25 protein-coding genes are annotated in these 17,762 nt (G+C 34.2%); 24 read left to right on the forward strand and 1 reads right to left on the reverse strand.

Annotation, left to right across the window (positions count from 1 at the left end; genetic code table 11):
• The first annotated feature begins 221 nt into the window (after positions 1-221).
• The 21 genes from B1K71_RS04235 (at position 222) to B1K71_RS04345 (ending at position 14,476) form a co-directional block, all read left to right on the forward strand.
• A complete protein-coding gene (locus B1K71_RS04235) occupies positions 222-1,232 on the forward strand; it encodes a hypothetical protein (RefSeq protein WP_175631834.1) in 1,011 nt (336 codons plus the stop codon).
• 115 nt (positions 1,233-1,347) lie between these two features.
• The gene (locus tag B1K71_RS04240) at positions 1,348-2,223 is read left to right on the forward strand and encodes a DUF6414 family protein (RefSeq protein WP_077324762.1); all 876 of its coding nucleotides are present in this window, start codon (positions 1,348-1,350) and stop codon (positions 2,221-2,223) included.
• A 105-nt stretch (positions 2,224-2,328) separates the two neighbouring features.
• Complete coding sequence (locus tag B1K71_RS04245) at positions 2,329-2,721, forward strand: GNAT family N-acetyltransferase (protein ID WP_077324763.1); 393 nt, start codon at positions 2,329-2,331, stop codon at positions 2,719-2,721.
• An 840-nt stretch (positions 2,722-3,561) separates the two neighbouring features.
• Entirely contained in the window at positions 3,562-3,774 is a 213-nt protein-coding gene (locus tag B1K71_RS04255) for a helix-turn-helix transcriptional regulator (RefSeq protein ID WP_077324765.1), read from the forward strand.
• A gap of 1 nt (position 3,775) precedes the next feature.
• Positions 3,776-4,171, forward strand: a complete 396-nt coding sequence (locus B1K71_RS04260; protein ID WP_077324766.1) for a hypothetical protein — start codon at positions 3,776-3,778, stop codon at positions 4,169-4,171.
• A 122-nt stretch (positions 4,172-4,293) separates the two neighbouring features.
• Positions 4,294-4,998, forward strand: a complete 705-nt coding sequence (locus B1K71_RS04265; RefSeq protein ID WP_077324767.1) for an ABC transporter permease — start codon at positions 4,294-4,296, stop codon at positions 4,996-4,998.
• On the forward strand, positions 4,999-5,916 hold the full coding sequence (locus tag B1K71_RS04270; RefSeq protein ID WP_077324768.1) for an ABC transporter ATP-binding protein: 918 nt from the start codon (positions 4,999-5,001) through the stop codon (positions 5,914-5,916).
• A gap of 591 nt (positions 5,917-6,507) precedes the next feature.
• Complete coding sequence (locus B1K71_RS04280) at positions 6,508-6,687, forward strand: hypothetical protein (protein WP_077324770.1); 180 nt, start codon at positions 6,508-6,510, stop codon at positions 6,685-6,687.
• A 107-nt stretch (positions 6,688-6,794) separates the two neighbouring features.
• Positions 6,795-7,121, forward strand: a complete 327-nt coding sequence (locus B1K71_RS04285; RefSeq protein ID WP_175631835.1) for a hypothetical protein — start codon at positions 6,795-6,797, stop codon at positions 7,119-7,121.
• Between the two features lie 93 nt (positions 7,122-7,214).
• Positions 7,215-7,622 carry a hypothetical protein gene (locus tag B1K71_RS04290; protein ID WP_077324771.1) on the forward strand — a complete coding sequence of 136 codons (408 nt, stop codon included), beginning with the start codon at positions 7,215-7,217 and terminating at the stop codon, positions 7,620-7,622.
• Between the two features lie 96 nt (positions 7,623-7,718).
• Positions 7,719-8,537, forward strand: a complete 819-nt coding sequence (locus B1K71_RS04295) for an alpha/beta fold hydrolase (RefSeq protein ID WP_077324772.1) — start codon at positions 7,719-7,721, stop codon at positions 8,535-8,537.
• Between the two features lie 155 nt (positions 8,538-8,692).
• On the forward strand, positions 8,693-9,013 hold the full coding sequence (locus B1K71_RS04300; protein WP_077324773.1) for a hypothetical protein: 321 nt from the start codon (positions 8,693-8,695) through the stop codon (positions 9,011-9,013).
• Positions 9,014-9,460: 447 nt separating this feature from the next.
• A complete protein-coding gene (locus B1K71_RS04305) occupies positions 9,461-10,054 on the forward strand; it encodes a type 1 glutamine amidotransferase family protein (RefSeq protein ID WP_077324774.1) in 594 nt (197 codons plus the stop codon).
• 296 nt (positions 10,055-10,350) lie between these two features.
• Positions 10,351-10,530, forward strand: coding sequence for a hypothetical protein (locus tag B1K71_RS04310; RefSeq protein WP_077324775.1), 180 nt, complete (start codon positions 10,351-10,353; stop codon positions 10,528-10,530).
• A gap of 142 nt (positions 10,531-10,672) precedes the next feature.
• Positions 10,673-11,284, forward strand: coding sequence for a hypothetical protein (locus tag B1K71_RS04315; RefSeq protein ID WP_077324776.1), 612 nt, complete (start codon positions 10,673-10,675; stop codon positions 11,282-11,284).
• Between the two features lie 157 nt (positions 11,285-11,441).
• Positions 11,442-11,921, forward strand: a complete 480-nt coding sequence (locus B1K71_RS04320; protein ID WP_077324777.1) for a hypothetical protein — start codon at positions 11,442-11,444, stop codon at positions 11,919-11,921.
• Between the two features lie 127 nt (positions 11,922-12,048).
• Complete coding sequence (locus tag B1K71_RS04325; RefSeq protein WP_077324778.1) at positions 12,049-12,303, forward strand: hypothetical protein; 255 nt, start codon at positions 12,049-12,051, stop codon at positions 12,301-12,303.
• Between the two features lie 177 nt (positions 12,304-12,480).
• Positions 12,481-12,756 carry a hypothetical protein gene (locus B1K71_RS04330; protein ID WP_077324779.1) on the forward strand — a complete coding sequence of 92 codons (276 nt, stop codon included), beginning with the start codon at positions 12,481-12,483 and terminating at the stop codon, positions 12,754-12,756.
• Positions 12,757-12,921: 165 nt separating this feature from the next.
• A complete protein-coding gene (locus B1K71_RS04335; protein WP_077324780.1) occupies positions 12,922-13,473 on the forward strand; it encodes a hypothetical protein in 552 nt (183 codons plus the stop codon).
• A gap of 157 nt (positions 13,474-13,630) precedes the next feature.
• A complete protein-coding gene (locus tag B1K71_RS04340) occupies positions 13,631-13,843 on the forward strand; it encodes a hypothetical protein (protein ID WP_077324781.1) in 213 nt (70 codons plus the stop codon).
• A gap of 78 nt (positions 13,844-13,921) precedes the next feature.
• Positions 13,922-14,476: a hypothetical protein gene (locus B1K71_RS04345; protein WP_077324782.1), complete on the forward strand. Its 555-nt coding sequence runs from the start codon at positions 13,922-13,924 to the stop codon at positions 14,474-14,476.
• Positions 14,477-14,636: 160 nt separating this feature from the next.
• Here B1K71_RS04345 and B1K71_RS04350 read toward each other — a convergent pair whose 3' ends face one another.
• Positions 14,637-15,824 carry an IS110 family transposase gene (locus tag B1K71_RS04350; protein ID WP_077324783.1) on the reverse strand — a complete coding sequence of 396 codons (1,188 nt, stop codon included), beginning with the start codon at positions 15,822-15,824 and terminating at the stop codon, positions 14,637-14,639.
• A 424-nt stretch (positions 15,825-16,248) separates the two neighbouring features.
• Between B1K71_RS04350 and B1K71_RS20105 the strand changes: the two genes are divergently transcribed.
• The 3 genes from B1K71_RS20105 to B1K71_RS04360 are packed head-to-tail and all read left to right on the forward strand — an operon-like array spanning position 16,249 to position 17,719.
• Positions 16,249-16,491 carry a DUF3231 family protein gene (locus B1K71_RS20105; protein ID WP_245799152.1) on the forward strand — a complete coding sequence of 81 codons (243 nt, stop codon included), beginning with the start codon at positions 16,249-16,251 and terminating at the stop codon, positions 16,489-16,491.
• A gap of 35 nt (positions 16,492-16,526) precedes the next feature.
• Positions 16,527-17,231, forward strand: a complete 705-nt coding sequence (locus B1K71_RS04355) for a DUF3231 family protein (RefSeq protein ID WP_245799155.1) — start codon at positions 16,527-16,529, stop codon at positions 17,229-17,231.
• 26 nt (positions 17,232-17,257) lie between these two features.
• Positions 17,258-17,719, forward strand: a complete 462-nt coding sequence (locus B1K71_RS04360) for a hypothetical protein (protein ID WP_077324784.1) — start codon at positions 17,258-17,260, stop codon at positions 17,717-17,719.
• Positions 17,720-17,762 lie beyond the last annotated feature (43 nt).

Below are 17,762 nucleotides of genomic sequence, written 5' to 3' on the forward strand. Positions count from 1 at the left end.
TACGCGAGACAAGTTCAAAGGTTCTATCCATATCAAATACGAGCAATGATATATATCGTGATGCACCGGAAAAAGTTACTGATAAGATAAAAGAATCGATTTTCAACGGCGCACTTCCGGAAATGAAAGTCAGCGCCCAAATTGCCATTGTAGGAGCAGATTGTTTAATAGTATGCTAAAATTTTTATGTGGAGTAACTTGATAAAAACGGAGGGATGATAATGGAACTATTAGAAAAAGAAAAGTTCCTAAAAAAATATAATATTGATAAAGAAGAATTTGAAAAACTGAGCATTACTTGGGAGCAACTACTCGACATTTTTAAAGATTATCTTGAATTTAACAAGGTACTTACACCTACTGCAAACACAATTGCTGAGATATTAAGAGCACATCCTGATGTTCACACGGTAAGGTCTAGAATTAAAGATCCGGAACATTTAATAGAAAAAATCATTAGAAAAATAATAGTGAAAAAAGAGGATAAGGATTTTAAAATTACAATAGAAAATTATAAGGAATTAATTACCGATTTAATTGGAATAAGAGTTTTACACCTTTATAAAGATCAGGCATCTAGCATTGATGAATTCATACAAGGTACCTGGCCGTTACAGGAAACAGCGACAATATACTACAGGAAGGGTGATAACGTAACTTTAGATGATCACAAAGACGAAAGTAAATATAATTTAAAGGAACATCCAGCTGGTTATAGGTCTTGGCATTATTTAATCAAGACAAACTTAACTAAGGTAGAAAATATTGCAGAAATCCAGGTAAGAACAATATTTGAGGAAGGGTGGAGTGAGGTTGATCACCAATTAAGATATCCCTATGACCTGGATAATGCATTATTAAAAGATCAATTGCTTGTTTTGAACCGAGTAGCCGGAAGTGCAGATGAAATGGCAAATGCTATTCGGGAAACAAAACTTGGGCTAGGGAAGTTAGTGGATGAAAATGAAGAATATAAAAGAAAGATTGGAGAATTAAGTCAAAAGCTAGAGAAGGCATTGAAAGATAAAACATTCAGTGAAGAGTTAGTTAAAGATTTACAAGAAAAAGTTGATGATTTAAATCCAAAAATACATTTTTCTAATAATTTTTTGACTGGAAGCAATTCTTCTAATTATTTAACTAACCCTCGCAGTCTTACTCCAAGGGATATGTATATTTCCGACTCGTATAAAATACCTCGTGACTCTACGATTAAGGTTAGTGAAGAATAGTCATAAATGGACGCCAGAATAAGACTTAGGGCCTGATCCTACGGAAAAGGGCCATTTAACGGAATAAGAATATGATATAATTTTATAATAATCAGTATGCTTGGGGGTGTTTTTTTTGGGTGAACTTCGAGAATTCTATTATTTAGACAGTAAGTTATCAGGAGATTATTTAACTCAAATTGAAGACGGTTTAACACAATATAAATATGAAAACAGGGTGGATGGTAAACCAAATCATACATTTGAGATTTCCTCAGGACAACTTGGTGAAATTTTATCCAGTACAATAGGAATACCTCTTCCGGATTTTTCATATCGCCGAGGTGGTAAAAATGAAATGGTTAAAGTTGAAGAATTTAAAACTTTAAATGAGATTTCCCAATTTTCTCGTTTAGTTAGATATTTGGAACCTGCAATGATTGATTTAAATGCTACAAGAGACAGGGAATTTTGGAGCCAATTATCTGAAAACCAATTTATTAAATTTGATTGTGAATTAAAAGTATCAAATCTATATTTATTCACCAATTTCACCAAGGGGATTGGAAAGCAGTCTATATTTAATTCAGGGGATGATGAAGAATTTAATGAATACGTAAAACATTCGGAAGCTATTGAGGATAAAAAATCACAAAAAATCATTATTAAACCTGACTTTTCGCCAGATAAGAATAAATACTACTTTGTGTCTGAAATAAAAAAGAGGTTCTTGGAAGAAGATACAGAGTTAAAAGATTTAGACACTGAGAGGGTTACTGTGATAGGGAAAATTGATAAAAAAATTGATGTCTCGGAAAAAGAAATCGTATTTGATTTGACAGAAACAGGTATTCTGGAAGTAATGAGAAGTAAAGAAATAAAACAGTTTATAAAACAATTTAATAAAGATGCTGATAATCCAATAACGGCCAAATTTTATGCTACTGAACAGGATATTTACGCGACAAAGCCTGCTATGAAATTTAAACCATTGGCATTGTATAAAACTTAATAAAAATATAGTCATCCAATATATATTCTGGGGGGGAGTACTATCACTTACACAATTAAAAAGTTATCACCTGAAGAATATCATAAATGCAGCAATATATGGGATATGACAAAGAATCCGGGTATGGTGGAAATGTTTTATGATGAACTGGTAAGCGGGAACAGAATTACTTTTATCTATATAAGAAATGATGATTTCTTAGGGGAAGGGTCTTTAGTTTTTTATAAAAATGATCCAGATTATACTATTCCAAAGAAACGGATTTACCTTTCACATATGATTGTTAAAGATGAATATCGTAAGAATGGAATTGGTGGCATTATTGTTGATTACTTGATTGATTACGCTAAACATCTTGGTTATAAAGAGATCTCCTTGGGAGTTGACATAGATAATTTTAATGCAAGACGGTTATATGAGAAAAAAGGATTTACAGAAGTTATATACAAGGGCGAAGATAAGTATGGGGAATACATAAAACTTCTTAAAAATTTATAATACATATAAACGTCTTATTCCTTTAAACGGCGCTTATCACTAATAAGAATTAACGCCAATATTATATAACATAGGGGTCATATTACACTGGGGATTTTTTGAAAAGGCATAAAGTTCTTTTTCAAGGCAATTGGGATAATCAAGTTGAAAAATTGAATGAGATTGTGAAGAAATGTACTTATAATGAGGGCAGGCAATGTTTGCACAATTAATTTTAGGGAGTTTCTTCGTAATTAAAGGCATTGTAGAACACTTCTCGCGAAAGCCTAATTTCTTTATTTCAGAGATTACGTTACGTAGTATTTTCAGTAAATTTCTACCGAACTATCTGAAAAAAGTTGGGAAAACTCATATTGTTTTTGGATTTATTATTATTTCAATGGGACAAATTGAATATAGATTTAATCCTGAGCTATGGATTTTCATCAATTCATATATTGTTTTGGGTTTAAGTTGTATTGCAGTCTTACTATATCTGAATAAGAGATACTCAGGCAATTATATATTACGATAATATGAGGACCTATCAATAATATTAGCTAATAGCCAAAAAAGACTATTCCAAAAAAGGGCGCTGTTCTGGAATGAAGTCAGCGCCCCAATTGCCATTGTAGGGCCAGATTTGGAAGAAGAAAAAATATTTCATTTGGGAATTTTAATAAAGATAATCAAAAGTTATTTTTTAATATAGTAGTTGTTCTACCTGGATAGACATAGCATAGGAGCACCTAATAAGGTGTTTTTTATTCATTAACAATGTAAGGTTGACATTACATTACGGTTAGTTTATTATAAAATAAATGTAACGTTTACATTACATTCTTAGAGGAGCAAAATCTTATGAAACAAGGTGTCAAAAATTGTGTAAAGGAATTTCGAAAAAGTAAAGGGATTACTCAAGATCAACTAGCCGAATCGATACAGGTAACACGACAAACAATTATCGCCATAGAAAAACAACGATATGAGCCTAATATTGGTACGGCAATTAAATTAGCTAAAACACTGAATTGTGAAATGAAAGAATTATTTTGGATAGAAGGGGATGTTTAGTATGGGGAATGTTAAATACCGGACAGATTTTATTTTCAAATGTTTAATTAATATTGGAGCTTTCATCTACTATATGATGATTTCACGTGATCCAATATTACTAATCCTAATTATTCTGAATACAATTTACGTAATTTCTGTAGGGGTAAAAATTCACAAAGAAAAAGGTTGGAATAGGGTGTACAGAAAGCATGACCAACGGACAAAATCGAATACCCATTTTGCTGGATATCTTTCTATGTGGTTTATGTTGATTGCTTTAATTGCAGGTGGCCTCTCCATGAAATATGATTTATTGCCGATAGACATTTTTGAACTGATTTCTGGAGTTTTCCTGGGTGGACTACTCATCTGGTGGTTTATCCGCGATTATTTAAATATTGCTGATGTTGAATGACAATAAATTCATTTATTTTAATGGAAACGTTGATATATCGAGGGTTTATAATGCAGTAGCAAAGTATCATTCGTAACTATAAATTTTAATAGTTCAATAAGATTCAAAAATGGGGGATGAAAATGATTTATATATTGAGACGTGAATTTGTTGATTCTTTTAAAAGTGTTCGTTCGGTGTTAATTATATTATTTTTAACATTCATTGCTTATTTTTCTGCCAACTTTTTAAAAGATCATCAAGATTTGATTAATAAGATAGTCATGAGCGGTGAAAGTATAAGTGTTGATGCAGTTTATACTGGTGCTGTATCAGCTGTCATATTAGTATTTGGATATTTATTTGTCTTTGCAATCTCCCATGACATCATTAACAGTGAAATTGAAATGAGGACAATAAGACTGCTTGTAACAAAAGCATCGAGATTTCAAATTATGCTTGGTAAATTATTGGGTACTTTTTTATTCTGGATTGCGACAATATCAGTTACATATGGTGTGATTTTCATTATTTCAGGATCCTGGTCTATAAAAGATTACATACAAACCATATGTCTATTGTTCTATTTAGTTACCTTCGTGCTTCTCATTTCGACAGTTATTCAAAAGACTAAATTGTCCATGTTTCTCGGTATTTTGCTTGCAATTGTATTGCCAATCCTTAACGGGATTTCACTTTTGGTAGATAGGTGGTATTTTATTCCGTTTAAGTTCACTTTGCCATTTTACTATCTGAGTCATTCCATTATGTTTATGATCTTTCCAATTATAATCGGAGTTTCTTTCTTTGTTATTTCAATTTTAATTATGAAAAGAAGGGATTTATAAATGACAAAAAAGGTAATTGTAGCGAAAAATTTGATGAAAAGTTATGGCGAATCAACAGTGCTAAAAGGAATTAGTTTATCTGTGTACAAAGGGGAGGTTTTCGGATTTGTAGGACACAATGGAGCAGGGAAATCAACGTTGATTCATACACTTACTGGTATTATTAATAAAACTTCGGGAACTTTTCATATATTTGATATTCCAGGAGTTCAATTGGATAAGGTGAAAGAAAGAATTGGTGTAATGCCGGATATTTCTAATCTGTATCGCGATATGAGAGGGATCAACTTTTTGAAATATATGGGAAGTATCGTTGGAGATAAGCGTCCTAGAGAAGAATATGAGAACCTTTTACATAGAGTGGGGCTAGAAGGAGCAGGTATGAAAAAAATTAAGACCTATTCTTTTGGCATGAAAAAGAAAATCAGTATTGCACAGGCATTGTTGGGTGATCCGGAAATTTTATTTCTTGATGAACCCACTTCAGGACTCGACCCTGAATCGGCAATTGATATCCGTAAAATGATAACAGAGCTGCAAAAAAGGGGGAAAACTATTTTTCTTACGTCTCACAACCTGGATGAAATCGAGAAAATCAGTGACAGGGTAGGAATTATTAGTGATGGAGTGATTAAGAAATTAGGAACACCACGTGAGTTAAAAACAGAAGCAGCAAAAGGAATTGGAGTATCAGTCCGGACAAAACCTAATCTTACAGCTTCCAAAACTTTGGAGCTTTCGATTGATCTTGGTATAAATTTAACTTTTGTTGGTCAAAAAAAAGAGTATTCATTATTGAATGTTGCTTCCGATGAAGAAATCCCTAAACTTTCCGAAGGGTTAATTGAGTCAGGAGTTCAATTGTATGAATTAAAAGTAGAGGAATCGACCTTGGAAGAAGTGTTCATGAATGCATGATAATTAAAAATTTGAAAACTTACCATTTATTCCATAAAAGGGCACATTTCTGTAGTAAGAAATGTGCCCATTTTTAGCATGATAATTGAATGATTCAAAATAATTTATTGGATATTTATGTTAATATAAAATGAGAATTGTGAAAAGATGAAATTATCTTTATCAATCCATTAAGAAAGGAAGAATTAACTAAATGTTATCTTGGTTATCTTGGATTATTATTTCCTGTTGTGTTATATATTTCTCTATTTATTGTTTCCACATATATAGTCTATCTAAGAAAAATTCTATATTAATGGAAATGGTGATTGAAACTAAATTAGAATATGAGGATAATAATGAATCCGATATTCGGCAGATAGATACTCTTATAGAAAGGTTGAATGAGAATGGAATTAAAGCTAAAAAAAGAAATTTAAACAAACTGAAATGATGGATTCATTTGGTAATGGCGATAAGGTAATCAGGGTATATGTGCCTCATTCTACATATGAAGAAGCCAATAGAGTCTACAATCAAGTATATAATTCCAATTCTTAGCATTAAGCAAGTTACGTGAGGGTTAGGCATATTCATTCAGGAGGTGTAGTGGTGAACTGGCCAGTATTAAAAGATTCAAAGTGGTTGGCATTTCAATTAACATCAATCTTGTCAGCAGTCACAGGAGTAATTTTAGCAGTTGGTAGCAACAGTTACTGGGTACTGTTTATCCTTTTATCGATGATATTGACGGGTTTCGGCGTAAACAGAGCAACGAAATTGACCAGATAAAATAATGAGGAATGGAAAAAGTTTCTTCATTAAACGGGTGCAAGAATTGAATATATGCCTGAACCGAGTCGGATTATGGGATAAGAAATTTGAATTGGAGGTGTTCTATGCCATTAGAGCAAGAAGTGATGGGATTGTTGATTGGTGGATTTTCAATTGTTATGGGAATTACAATTCTAATTACAGTTTTTCTCTGGGTGAAAAATAAAAACCACAGTCTAGGATATATCTGGACATTATTGCATTTACTATTGTTCTCTGTTGCAACATATTTTGCATTAAAGGCTATTGCTTTTGACTATACTCATCCGATGGCATCGGAAGAAATTTCACTCCGGATAGGTATTTCTGGGTTTGTTTGGGCATTGAGTATGATTTGTTTAGTAATGGCATTATTTAGCTTTTCCAGAATGAGAAAGGAAAGTGCTTCCTAAATTAACGGGCTATTCCCTAATAAGGATTAGCAACCGGTATTACATCTAAGGTCCATAAAAAAGGGGGCGGGATTATAGAATGGGAGAGTTTAAATGGTTACGAAAATATTAAAAGGTTTCATTTTTTTGTTTGGCTTTGCTTTGAACGCAATAGCGTTCTTTTTCTATATGGCCATTGTTGGAGATTCGGTGGTGCCAGACACGATTGGCGATATGATGTTAGTTCACAGTATTTTATTTTTAGGAACGTTCTCATTGATTATCGGTGTCTTTTTAGTAAAGAATCTTATCATAAGAATCGTAGTAGCTATCATTTTTATTATAATGGATTTGATCCATATCGATATTTTTATGGATGTTGATTATGGAAATAGCAGCAAGGACCTTGCCAATGTTCAATTGCAATATGCGTTTATTCTACATTGCAGTTTTGTTTTGGTTTGGGTAGTATTCCTTATTATTCAAAGTCAATGGAGTCGAAAAAGAAAATTAAGAACCTAATTTGACTATGCCGCAAGCGGGCGCGCTTCTTGAACAAGGGTCTGCGCTCGAATTGATGATAAAAGCCATTTTATTAAATAAAGGATAAAGGGGTTTATGGCAGTGTTCTGTGCTGAATCAAAAACTTTCCCAATAAGTAACACTGAAATGAATTATGTTGTTTTTGGTAAAGGTGAAAAGCAACTTATCATTATTCCGGGATTAGGTGATGGCGTTCAAAATGTAGAAAAATCCTCAAATGCATTAGCTTACTTTTATCGAAAGTACGCAAAAGTGTATCGGGTTTTTGTTTGTAGTCGAAAAAACCAACTACCAAAAGGTTATACGACCCGTGATATGGCTAAAGATATTAAACTTTTTATGGATGCCCAAAATATTACATACGCCTATGTGATGGGGGTTTCGATGGGCGGAATGATTGTTCAACATTTAGCAGCGGACTATCCCGAATACGTTGAAAAACTTATCATTGCTGTATCATCATCGAAACCAAACCAAAAGTCCAATAGGGTTATAGGAGACTGGAAAAGGATGGTTGAAGACGGTAAGTATGGAGATTTTACCATTGATACAATGGAGAAAACCTATACGGATCGGTACCTTTGGAAATATCGACCATTTTATTTTCTATTAAGGAGAAAAGGGAAACCACAAAGCATTCAAAATTTCCTAGCCCAAGCCAATGCCTGTCTCAATCATAATGCATATGAACGGATGCAAATGATAAAATGTCCTACTCTTGTAGTAGGTGGTGAAAAGGATCAAGTTTTGGGAGGAGGAGCCTCCAGAAAAATTGCAGAGCAAATCACAGGGAGTCATCTTGTTATGTATCCTAATTTGGGACACGGTGCTTTCCAAGAAAGTAAGCAATTTGAAAAAGATTCGATTGGCTTTTTAATGGGAGTGCGACAATAAGTAAGTGTTTCCCGTTTACCACAAAAGGCGGTTTTCCCTAATAAGGATTAGTGCCATACCGCATATAAGAGCCATATTGTATAATGAATTTGAAACCAATAATGAATCCAATTCGTTTAACATTACAAAAGGTTTTGAATCGGGGGATATAACCAATGAAAAGAATATTTCTTTTTGTAATGGTTTTGTTTGTAAGTGCTTTATTAGCGGGATGTGGAAATAGATCAGACTTTCAAGGTATCGTTCATGAGGTGAAAGAATCTAGCATTGCCGTTGTGACAGATGACGTTGAACCTGAGGCTTCATATCCAGTTTATGAAGTTTTTGTTGATGACAAAACTGAGATCAAGGGAACCGTTAATGAATTCTCAAAATTAAAGGCTGATCAAAAGGTGGAAATTTGGGTAAAAGGTGAATGGAATAATGACCCTGAAAACAAAATGGTCGCAAATAAAATCATAGTTAGTAAGAAGTGAAGAGTATTCACCAATCGGGCGCAGTTATGGAAGAAGCACTGTGTCCGAATCGGGCCATTATGCAGAACAAGTAAGGGGGTAAATTATTATGTTATTTAATAATAAAGAACATCCGTGGCGTTTTGCTATCGGAGGTTGGGGAAGCATTTGTTGTGGCAGCTATTTTGTTCTTAATATTCGATTATGATATATATCTAATGCTTGGTCTTTTAACCGCAGCAATAATTGTAACGATTGGGAACGCTATTTATGTACTTTACACAAAGCGAAAATCAAAGGGGGAATAGAGCCTTTGAGTTCAGACATCAACAATGCAGTATCTAAGCAATCGGGCGCGGTAATCGAATAAATAACCCACGTCCTTATTGGTTCATCGGGCTATTTTATTGAACAGTTACACTCATAAAATGATTCTATAGGATAGTTATTAAGAGGGGAGATGTCATTATGAAAAAGGCGTTATTTCTTATATTAGAAGAGTATGCAGATTGGGAAGGTGCTTACTTATCATCGACATTAAATCAAAGAGAAGATTGGTCCGTTGATACTATTTCTTTGGATGGTATTGTAAGTTCAATAGGTGGTTTTCAAACTTCTGTTGATTATATCATTGGGTCTGAACCTGAAGATTTTAATTTACTAGTAATGGTTGGTGGAAATTCATGGAGTGATGATAATAAGGAGCTTTTACGGTTAATCAGAACTACATTTCAAAATAACATTCCTATAGGAGCTATATGCGGTGCAGTGGATTTTTTAGCAAAAAACGGCTTTCTAAATGATCATAATCATACTGGTAATTCAGTTTATGTTTGGAATGATTATAAAAATTATAATCCTGAGGGAAATTTTCTGGAGAAACAAGCAGTAAAAGATAAAAACTTGGTCACTGCAAATGGAACGGCACCTATTGAATTTACTAAAGAAGTTTTGGAATTAATTGAATTTGATACTCCCGAAAATATCGGAAAGATGATGTATATGAATAAGTACGGGTTTTATAATTATTGTGAAAAGTACGGGAACCCATACCTTGATTAATTTATAGCAATCACTATTCAATAAAAGGGCGCTCTAATCGAATAAGAGGGCATTTTTCTGAATCGGGCCATTGTGATGAACGAGGCTTATTGAACCAGTAGACAACAAAGGGGTGTTATAAATAGGTGTATTTTTCCAGAAACAACAAGAGCAAGAAAAAAGCACAAAACCAATGATAATAATTAGATGGATAATTGCAATATTAACGGTCACATTATTTGTATTTGGCATTATCAATGGTTTAGATTTCAGCTTTATTAAATGGATCTTCATATTAGTAGGAGTTGGTTCTATATTTGATGGTATTGAAAAATATCTTCAAAAGAAATCCAGAAAGACATATCTTGCTCATTTTGGATTTGCCTTTGTTTGGTTTGCATTATTCATTAGCTATTCAACTTAGCAATTTAATGTGTAATGAATTAATTGAAAGCCTTGAACCAGCTCTTCAGCAAAAGGGCGCAAGAATTGAATAAGATTTGCGCCTACTTTTGCTTTGAAGGGTCATATTGCGGAAAAAATATTGTTTAAGGGGAGAAGTTTCTTTAAAAGGTCTAAACCGTAATTTGTAAATACTGTTAAGCAAATGGGCACAGAAACGGCATAGGGGGTGAGAACGTGAATATAAAGAAGTTCTTAGCTATTATTATATCTATTTCAATTTTAATTGTCGGTGTTCTGTTAGTATCTAACGAAGATGATAAAGATAAAAATAAACTAAATAACAGAGATACTGCTGACTCAGTTCACGATGGAATGAAGATCGAAAAGCCAACGTTTGGGTCGTATGAAGGGCAATCATTGAAAATAGCAGTAGTTGGGGAGTTGCCTGAAGTTAAGGAAAAAGGGTTGATTCATTTCAGCACGATAGATGAACTGAAAAAGCTCCATAGTTTAAATCAGCAGCAATTTGACGCAATTTTTATAATGAAAGAATATCTACATCAGGCAGCCAAAAAAGAATATGCAAATATATATAAGACTTCAAAGATTCCGTTCTTTTTTATTCAATCTGAAAAAATATATCTTGCCTTTACAAAAGAAGATTTATCATATGAAGAAGCATCGGATTTAAGCAATAAGGATATATATGCAGTGGGATATACAACAACAAATGGTGAAGGTCGTTACTGGGGATATGGTCTATACAATGGCAAAGAAAACGATAAGAATATAAAAAATGTATACACCAGAATCTTTAAAAGAATCAAGAATGAAGCTATTCAATAGCTTTATTTAATTGAGCCTATTTAGTAAATTTTGGGTCTTCTATTATCGGGGGCTTTTCCCTAATAAGGAATAGCGCCAATTCCGCTTAGGGCAAGATAATTGAATAATACGTATGAAACATTTTATAAGCATTAACGTCTAATTTAGGGTGGGAGAAATGAAGAAGTTTACTGTCGTAGCTATCTTATTGTTGGTTTTTATATTATGTGGTTGCAATGGCATATTTTCGAAAAATACAGATGAAAATGGGGACTTAACAGGGGATAGTCCTCCCAATGCTTATATAAAGATTGATAACAAAAAGTATGATACTAAACTGGGTTCATACTGCTGGACAACTAAGTGTGTTGATAAAGTTGGACCAGCTGAACTATTAAAAGATAAGGATCCTATACAAGTTCAAGCTGGTGAAAGTATAACTTTTGGAATGGACTATACTCCAAAGCCTAACGAAGTTCATCTTTCGCGGATTAGTAATGGCAATGAAACTGAAGTAGAAGTGGAAGATAATCACTTTAAAGCTCCCGTTGAAAAAGGAATTTACTTTTATGCTTACGGAGTATGGTGGATGGACGCAGAGGAAGAAAATTTATCTCACGGTGATGCCTCTTATGCATTCGTTTTAGAAGTTAAATAAACGGGCGCTTATCAGGAATAAAAGCGCCTTCAGTATTGTTTTATAGAACCATTTAATGGAAAACAGGAATTGAGAAGAGGTTAAATTATCTGATTAGCGGTTTTGAAGAGAGATGAGGTGATTAATATTGAGTTACACTGAAAACCAACAAAAAAGGTCAATGAAAAAAGAATTATTCCCAACGATTATTGCAATGATATTATTTCTTGGGATGACCATCGAATTATTTTATGTTGACCTTTTATCAGGTGCAGCTGAAATTGCCTTTTGGATGTTTATGGCCTTGGCATTGACCATATATTACTTTTTAAAGAAAAAATATGCATTTTCCAGTATCGCTTTTGTAATTTTTGTTGCAGGTTCATTGTATTTATATATATAGTTATTGTGCCGCAATCGGGCGCGTTTCCGAAGTTAATTAAGCCTTATTCATTAGATAAGGGTATAAGGCTTTTTATCCGAATGTATACTATTAAATCTGTTTTATCGAATAGTTTACAACATTTAATTAGTTTCAAAGTTGTTTAACTAGGCAACTTTTTAGAAAGAAGGCGGTACTATGTCAGAGGAGACTTGGAAGAAGTTAAGTATAGCAGGATTGATATTAGCAGCTTTAGATGTCATTACCTTAATTATCTTTTTTGATAAACCTTATTATGCGCTCAGAACACCAATGGGAAAAATCTTATTTAGCATTTTAGGAATTTGTTTCGTTTTCGGTGTATTTGATAGGGTAAGAGATCAAATCACTAAAGGTGTTAATGGGAAAACATTTTTATATACTGCAGTTATTATTGGGGCTATGTATCTTTTTGCTACTTATGTCGTCGTTTAAAAGATATAACCTTAAAAGGAATTTATTTAGGCATCCATGGATTTATGTTAACTCTTTAGATATTATTATACTCTTCAATTATAGGGCGCTATTCAGGAACAAATATTAGTGCCTATACCCAATATAAGGGTCATTGAATGGAAATAACTAAAGGAGGGGGACCAGGTGTTTCAACCGAAAACCTTTTTTCAAGCTGGCTTGAAAATTATTGGCGTGCTTACAATCGTTTGGAGCTTTGCTCAGGTCGCTCCAGTAATTTTTCAATTTTTTTCAGTTTATAATCAACCAGATATGATGTCAGGTAACGATTTAAAATATTATCGTTTTTCACTAATCTTTCAAGTAGTGTATCCTATATTACTTTTGGTGATTGGGATTTACCTGTTAAAAGGTGGTGCAGCCATAACTGAGATGGCTTTCCGTTATTCGAATGAAAAAAACGAAGACAGGATTGGTTTGTTGTTTGTTCTGTTTATGAAACTGGCAGGGCTGGCTTTAATCATCTATTCCCTTCCAAAAACGTTTCAGATAATATCCAATATAATGTTTGTTTCATCTGTTTACGGACTAGACACAAGCGAGCAAACAAAATTTATTCTTCAGAACCTTGTTGCAACAGTTATTAATTTGTTATTTGGTTTCTATTTACTGATGAGCGGAAAGATTTTTTATAAACTTGGTTTCATAAAACAGAATATAAATGACAAAACAGAATGAATGGTATTCTTCTGTAATCGGGCGCTTTTCTTGAATAAGGATTTGCGTCATTTCTTGTGAAAAGGACCGGAGTGTGAGCGGATTACTTATTAAGAAGGCTCACTATTTATGGTATGATTTGAAAGTGAGAATACATATATAATTTGGAGGAATTACGATGAAAAAAATTATAACAATTCTAATGGCGGTTTCATTACTTATGATTGCAGGCTGTAGTGATGACTCAAACAAAGCTGAGGATGGCAAAGATTCGAACGAATCAGCTACAGAATCTGAAACAAATAACAACGATGAAAGTGATGAATCTAAGAAAGGCGTAAAAATTTATGACAAGGATGGTAATGTCATTAAATCATTATCAGATTCTTAATAGAAATTAAAAATTATGATGGGAAAAACTACGGGCGTATATCCTGAGTTTGGATGTGGGCCTTGAGGAGTGAAAGAAATGGATTTTGAAAAATACATTCAAATGTTTTTTAATAAAGTCGAAAATAATGCAGTTGCAATCTATAATGAATTTTCTCTACAACACGAACTAGGAATATTTTTACGAAATGTAATTCCGAAGCCAATGAAAGTTGAATTTGAACGTAATATTGGTTTTTTTAATAACGATGCCAAATGCGTAAAAAGCGAAATGGATATTGTTATTTACTCTTCGGATAAGAATGAAAAGTATGCTATTGAACTAAAATTCCCGAAAAATGGTCAGTATCCTGAATCAATGTTTAGCTTTGTTAAAGATATCAAGTTTATGGAGCAGGTAAAACAAATTGGTTTTACGAACACCTATGCAGTTACGTATGTACAAGATAAATTATTTCATAATGGCTCAAAAATTGACGGTATCTATGCTTATTTTCGGGATCACAAAATTTTACACGGAGAAATCAAAAAGCCAACAGGACAAAAAGATGAAATCCTCAATATTCAAGGAAACTATCAAATTGATTGGTGTAATCTTGGAAATCAGGGAAATTATTATATGATTTCCATCTGATTTTATTCCAGAATAGACCAGCTATAAAAAGTCAAGCATTATTTGAAAATTACTTTTCTGTAATTCTTTTATACTTCACCAGAAAATTTTGCATGACAAATAAACCACCTACTTGGTGATTAAAAAATTGAAGTTATAAAGATGTTTGTTTGATATTTGATTAAGCTCGAGGTTGATAGGGTTGCCCATCTCTTAAGATCGCAAAAATGATGTTTGTTAATTTCCGTGCGACTGCGCCTACCGCAGTTCCATGGGCCTTGCCTCGATTTCTTAATTTTTGATAATAAAGGGATAATGCAGGGTCATGAAAACTAGCCACAAATGCTGCTTGCCAAATAGCACGTCTCAGGTAAGGGGAGCCACGTTTCGAAATCTTTGTATGGGAACTGTTAAACTCCCCCGATTGGCTAACGGATGCATCTAAACCAGCAAACGCCACTAACTGCCCAGGGCGCTCAAAACGATTAATGGATCCAATTTCACCCAACACAACGGCAGCCGTTATATGACTCACCCCGGTAATGGTCGTTAAAAAATGCTCCTGTCGATTCGAGAGTTCCATCATGGTTTCCTCGATTTGTACCAATTGTTTTTCAAGTAACTCGATCTGTTCTAGTAAGAGTTGGATCTGCATTTTAAAAACGTCTGTACCGATGGATACTCCAAACGTATTTTGTGCACTATCCTTTAATTGTTCGGCTTTATTTTGGGCTCTGGTTTTCCCATAACGCCCTTTACTAACAGTGTTGAGTAAGTCAGCTAGTTTGTTCGTGTCAATGTTTAATAGGTCCTCTGGTAGTGTATAGTTTAAAAGAATTTCAGTGGAAGAAACGCCGAAAACATCAGAAAAGATCTGTTCATACTCCGGGAATACCTGGTCTAATAAGGCAATAATCTTTCGTTTAATATCTGAGCTTTGGTCTACTAAGGCATAACGTAAACGCTCAAGATGCCGAAGTTGGAGTAAATCTTCTTCTATAAAAGGAGTTTCTTTTGGGGAGTCAATGCGAATCACCTGAGCAATGAGAAAGGCATCCTTTACATCTGTTTTTGTCTTACGAATATAAAAATTACGTAATGCGTCAGATTGCATCGGGTTAAAAACAGTAACCTTAAACTCAAGTTTATGAAGAAAAGAAAAAACGGATAACCAATAATGACCAGTGGCTTCCATACCACAAACACAATTTTCGGGTGTGGCTTGGTGTTGATTCATAAATTTAAGAAGTCTGTCACTACCAGTTTTAGAATTAGCGAAACGTACTGTTTTTCCAATGGAATCGCCTTTTTCGTTAATGAATCCAGCTTCGTGATGACGTTTTCCAATATCAATGCCGAGATAAATCATCATAACACCCCAATGTAGAAATTAATCAGAGTAGGAGGTAACCCTCTATACTTTACAGATACCCAACCTCGTTCGATATACGACAACTAAGTGTCATCCAGCTCATTCGAATAGGTCTATAAAGAAAGAGGTGCCAGTCTATTGCACGAAGACAATGCTTCAAGGGCGCAGAACGACATCCTCTCTCTGATTTAAATCCATTATACCTTGAATGATAGGTATATAGGATTAACACCAGAAAAAATCTGGTTAATAATAATATACGAGGGCGCGAAAATCGAATAAGATCAGCGCTCAATATGCCATTGTTGGGCCAGTTAATGGAACAAGGAAGGGGACTTTGGTGTCCTTTTTCATAAGTATGCATATGTTTTTGGAGGGAGGCAAAAATACGTTAAAACACGTATATTTTGGAGGGATGCATATGACTAACAAGCCTAAAATGAGTGGCTCTGAACTCGGTGCACTATGGATGACTTATCATAAAAAAGGTGTAATTTTACGGATGTTGGAATATTTTATCGAGAAAGCTGATGATCCAAAGGCCAAAGATCTAATGTCAAGTTTATGGAAACAACTCCACCAAAAGGTCGTCGAAATGAAAACCATGTTCGAAAATGAGGGGGCTACACCACCAGAAGGTTCACCGAAAAGGATGTCAATTTAGAATCACCAAATTTATGGGAAAATGGCTTTGATATCATGTTCGGCAGGATCCTTAAAGAAATTAGCATGGGGATGTACTCACTTCATTTAACAATGTCCTATCGTAAGGACATTATCAAGCTTTATCAGGAACTTTCGAAACTTAGCGAAACCTATTATGGTTACTTTACAGAATATCTCTTAGAAAAGAAACTTTTATCCTGTCCAAACTATGTCACGATGCCGGAATCTACCGACTATATTGCGGATAAAGATTATGCCAAGGGTACCAATATTTTTGGTCATAAACGACCACTTAACACAGTGGAGTTTGGAATTCTATACCATGCTGTTGAGACCAATATTACGGGTATGCATTTGATGGAAGGGTTTATCCAAACGGCCAAAGATGAAGAAGTGAAAGAGTACTTTACGATAGGTAAGGGACTATCCAAAGATCAAATCAGCGAAATTTCAAAAACTCTTCTTGAAAATGATATTCAACCACCAGCTACACCTGGAGGTACTGTGACGAGTTCCACAACAGCTCCTTTTTCCGAGAGGCTCATGATGTTTTGTAATTATCTTTTAAATGGGCTTGCTCTTGGAGGAGGAGGGTTTGGAGCTGGTTTTAGTTTACGTAATGATTTGCAGGCCCAAAACGCAATATTCGGTAAGGACATATTTCAATATCAACGGAACGGGGTTAAGCTCATGATGTCTAAAGGCTGGCTTGAAGAACCACCAAAAATGGATATATAAAATTTCATAATGGGGGTTTTTACCCTATGGAAAAATTGCTATGGAGTATCGCCCTTCCTGGATTTGGACAACTCCTCAACAGAAAATATATCAAAGGGGTTGTATTGGTCTTTTTAGAGTTTTTGGTCAATGTGCGGGGGGATTTTAACAAAATTATTATTTATAGTTTCCAGGGGAATATTGAAATGGCCATTGAACAGGCTAACTACCAATGGCTTATGTTTTATCCGTGTCTTTACTTTTTTGCAATGTGGGATGCATACAAAGATGCAGGTGGAGGAGAAAAACCGTATTCGTTTTTGCCATTCGTATTTGCATCCTATCTCGTGACCGTGGGGACCATCTATTCATCGAAAATAACGCTATTTGGGGTATTAATGGGTCCTGTTTGGTTACCTATGTTGTCTGTAGTACCGGGAGTAGGAATAGGTCTGATTCTCCAAATGTTGTTAAATAAACGTGAGGTGGGACATAATGAAAAGGTCTAAAGATTCAAAGGCCAGCATTGTCTACGGCGTACTGGAAAAGCTG

This window comes from Virgibacillus siamensis (genome assembly GCF_900162695.1).
GTDB lineage: Bacteria > Bacillota > Bacilli > Bacillales > Amphibacillaceae > Lentibacillus > Lentibacillus siamensis_A.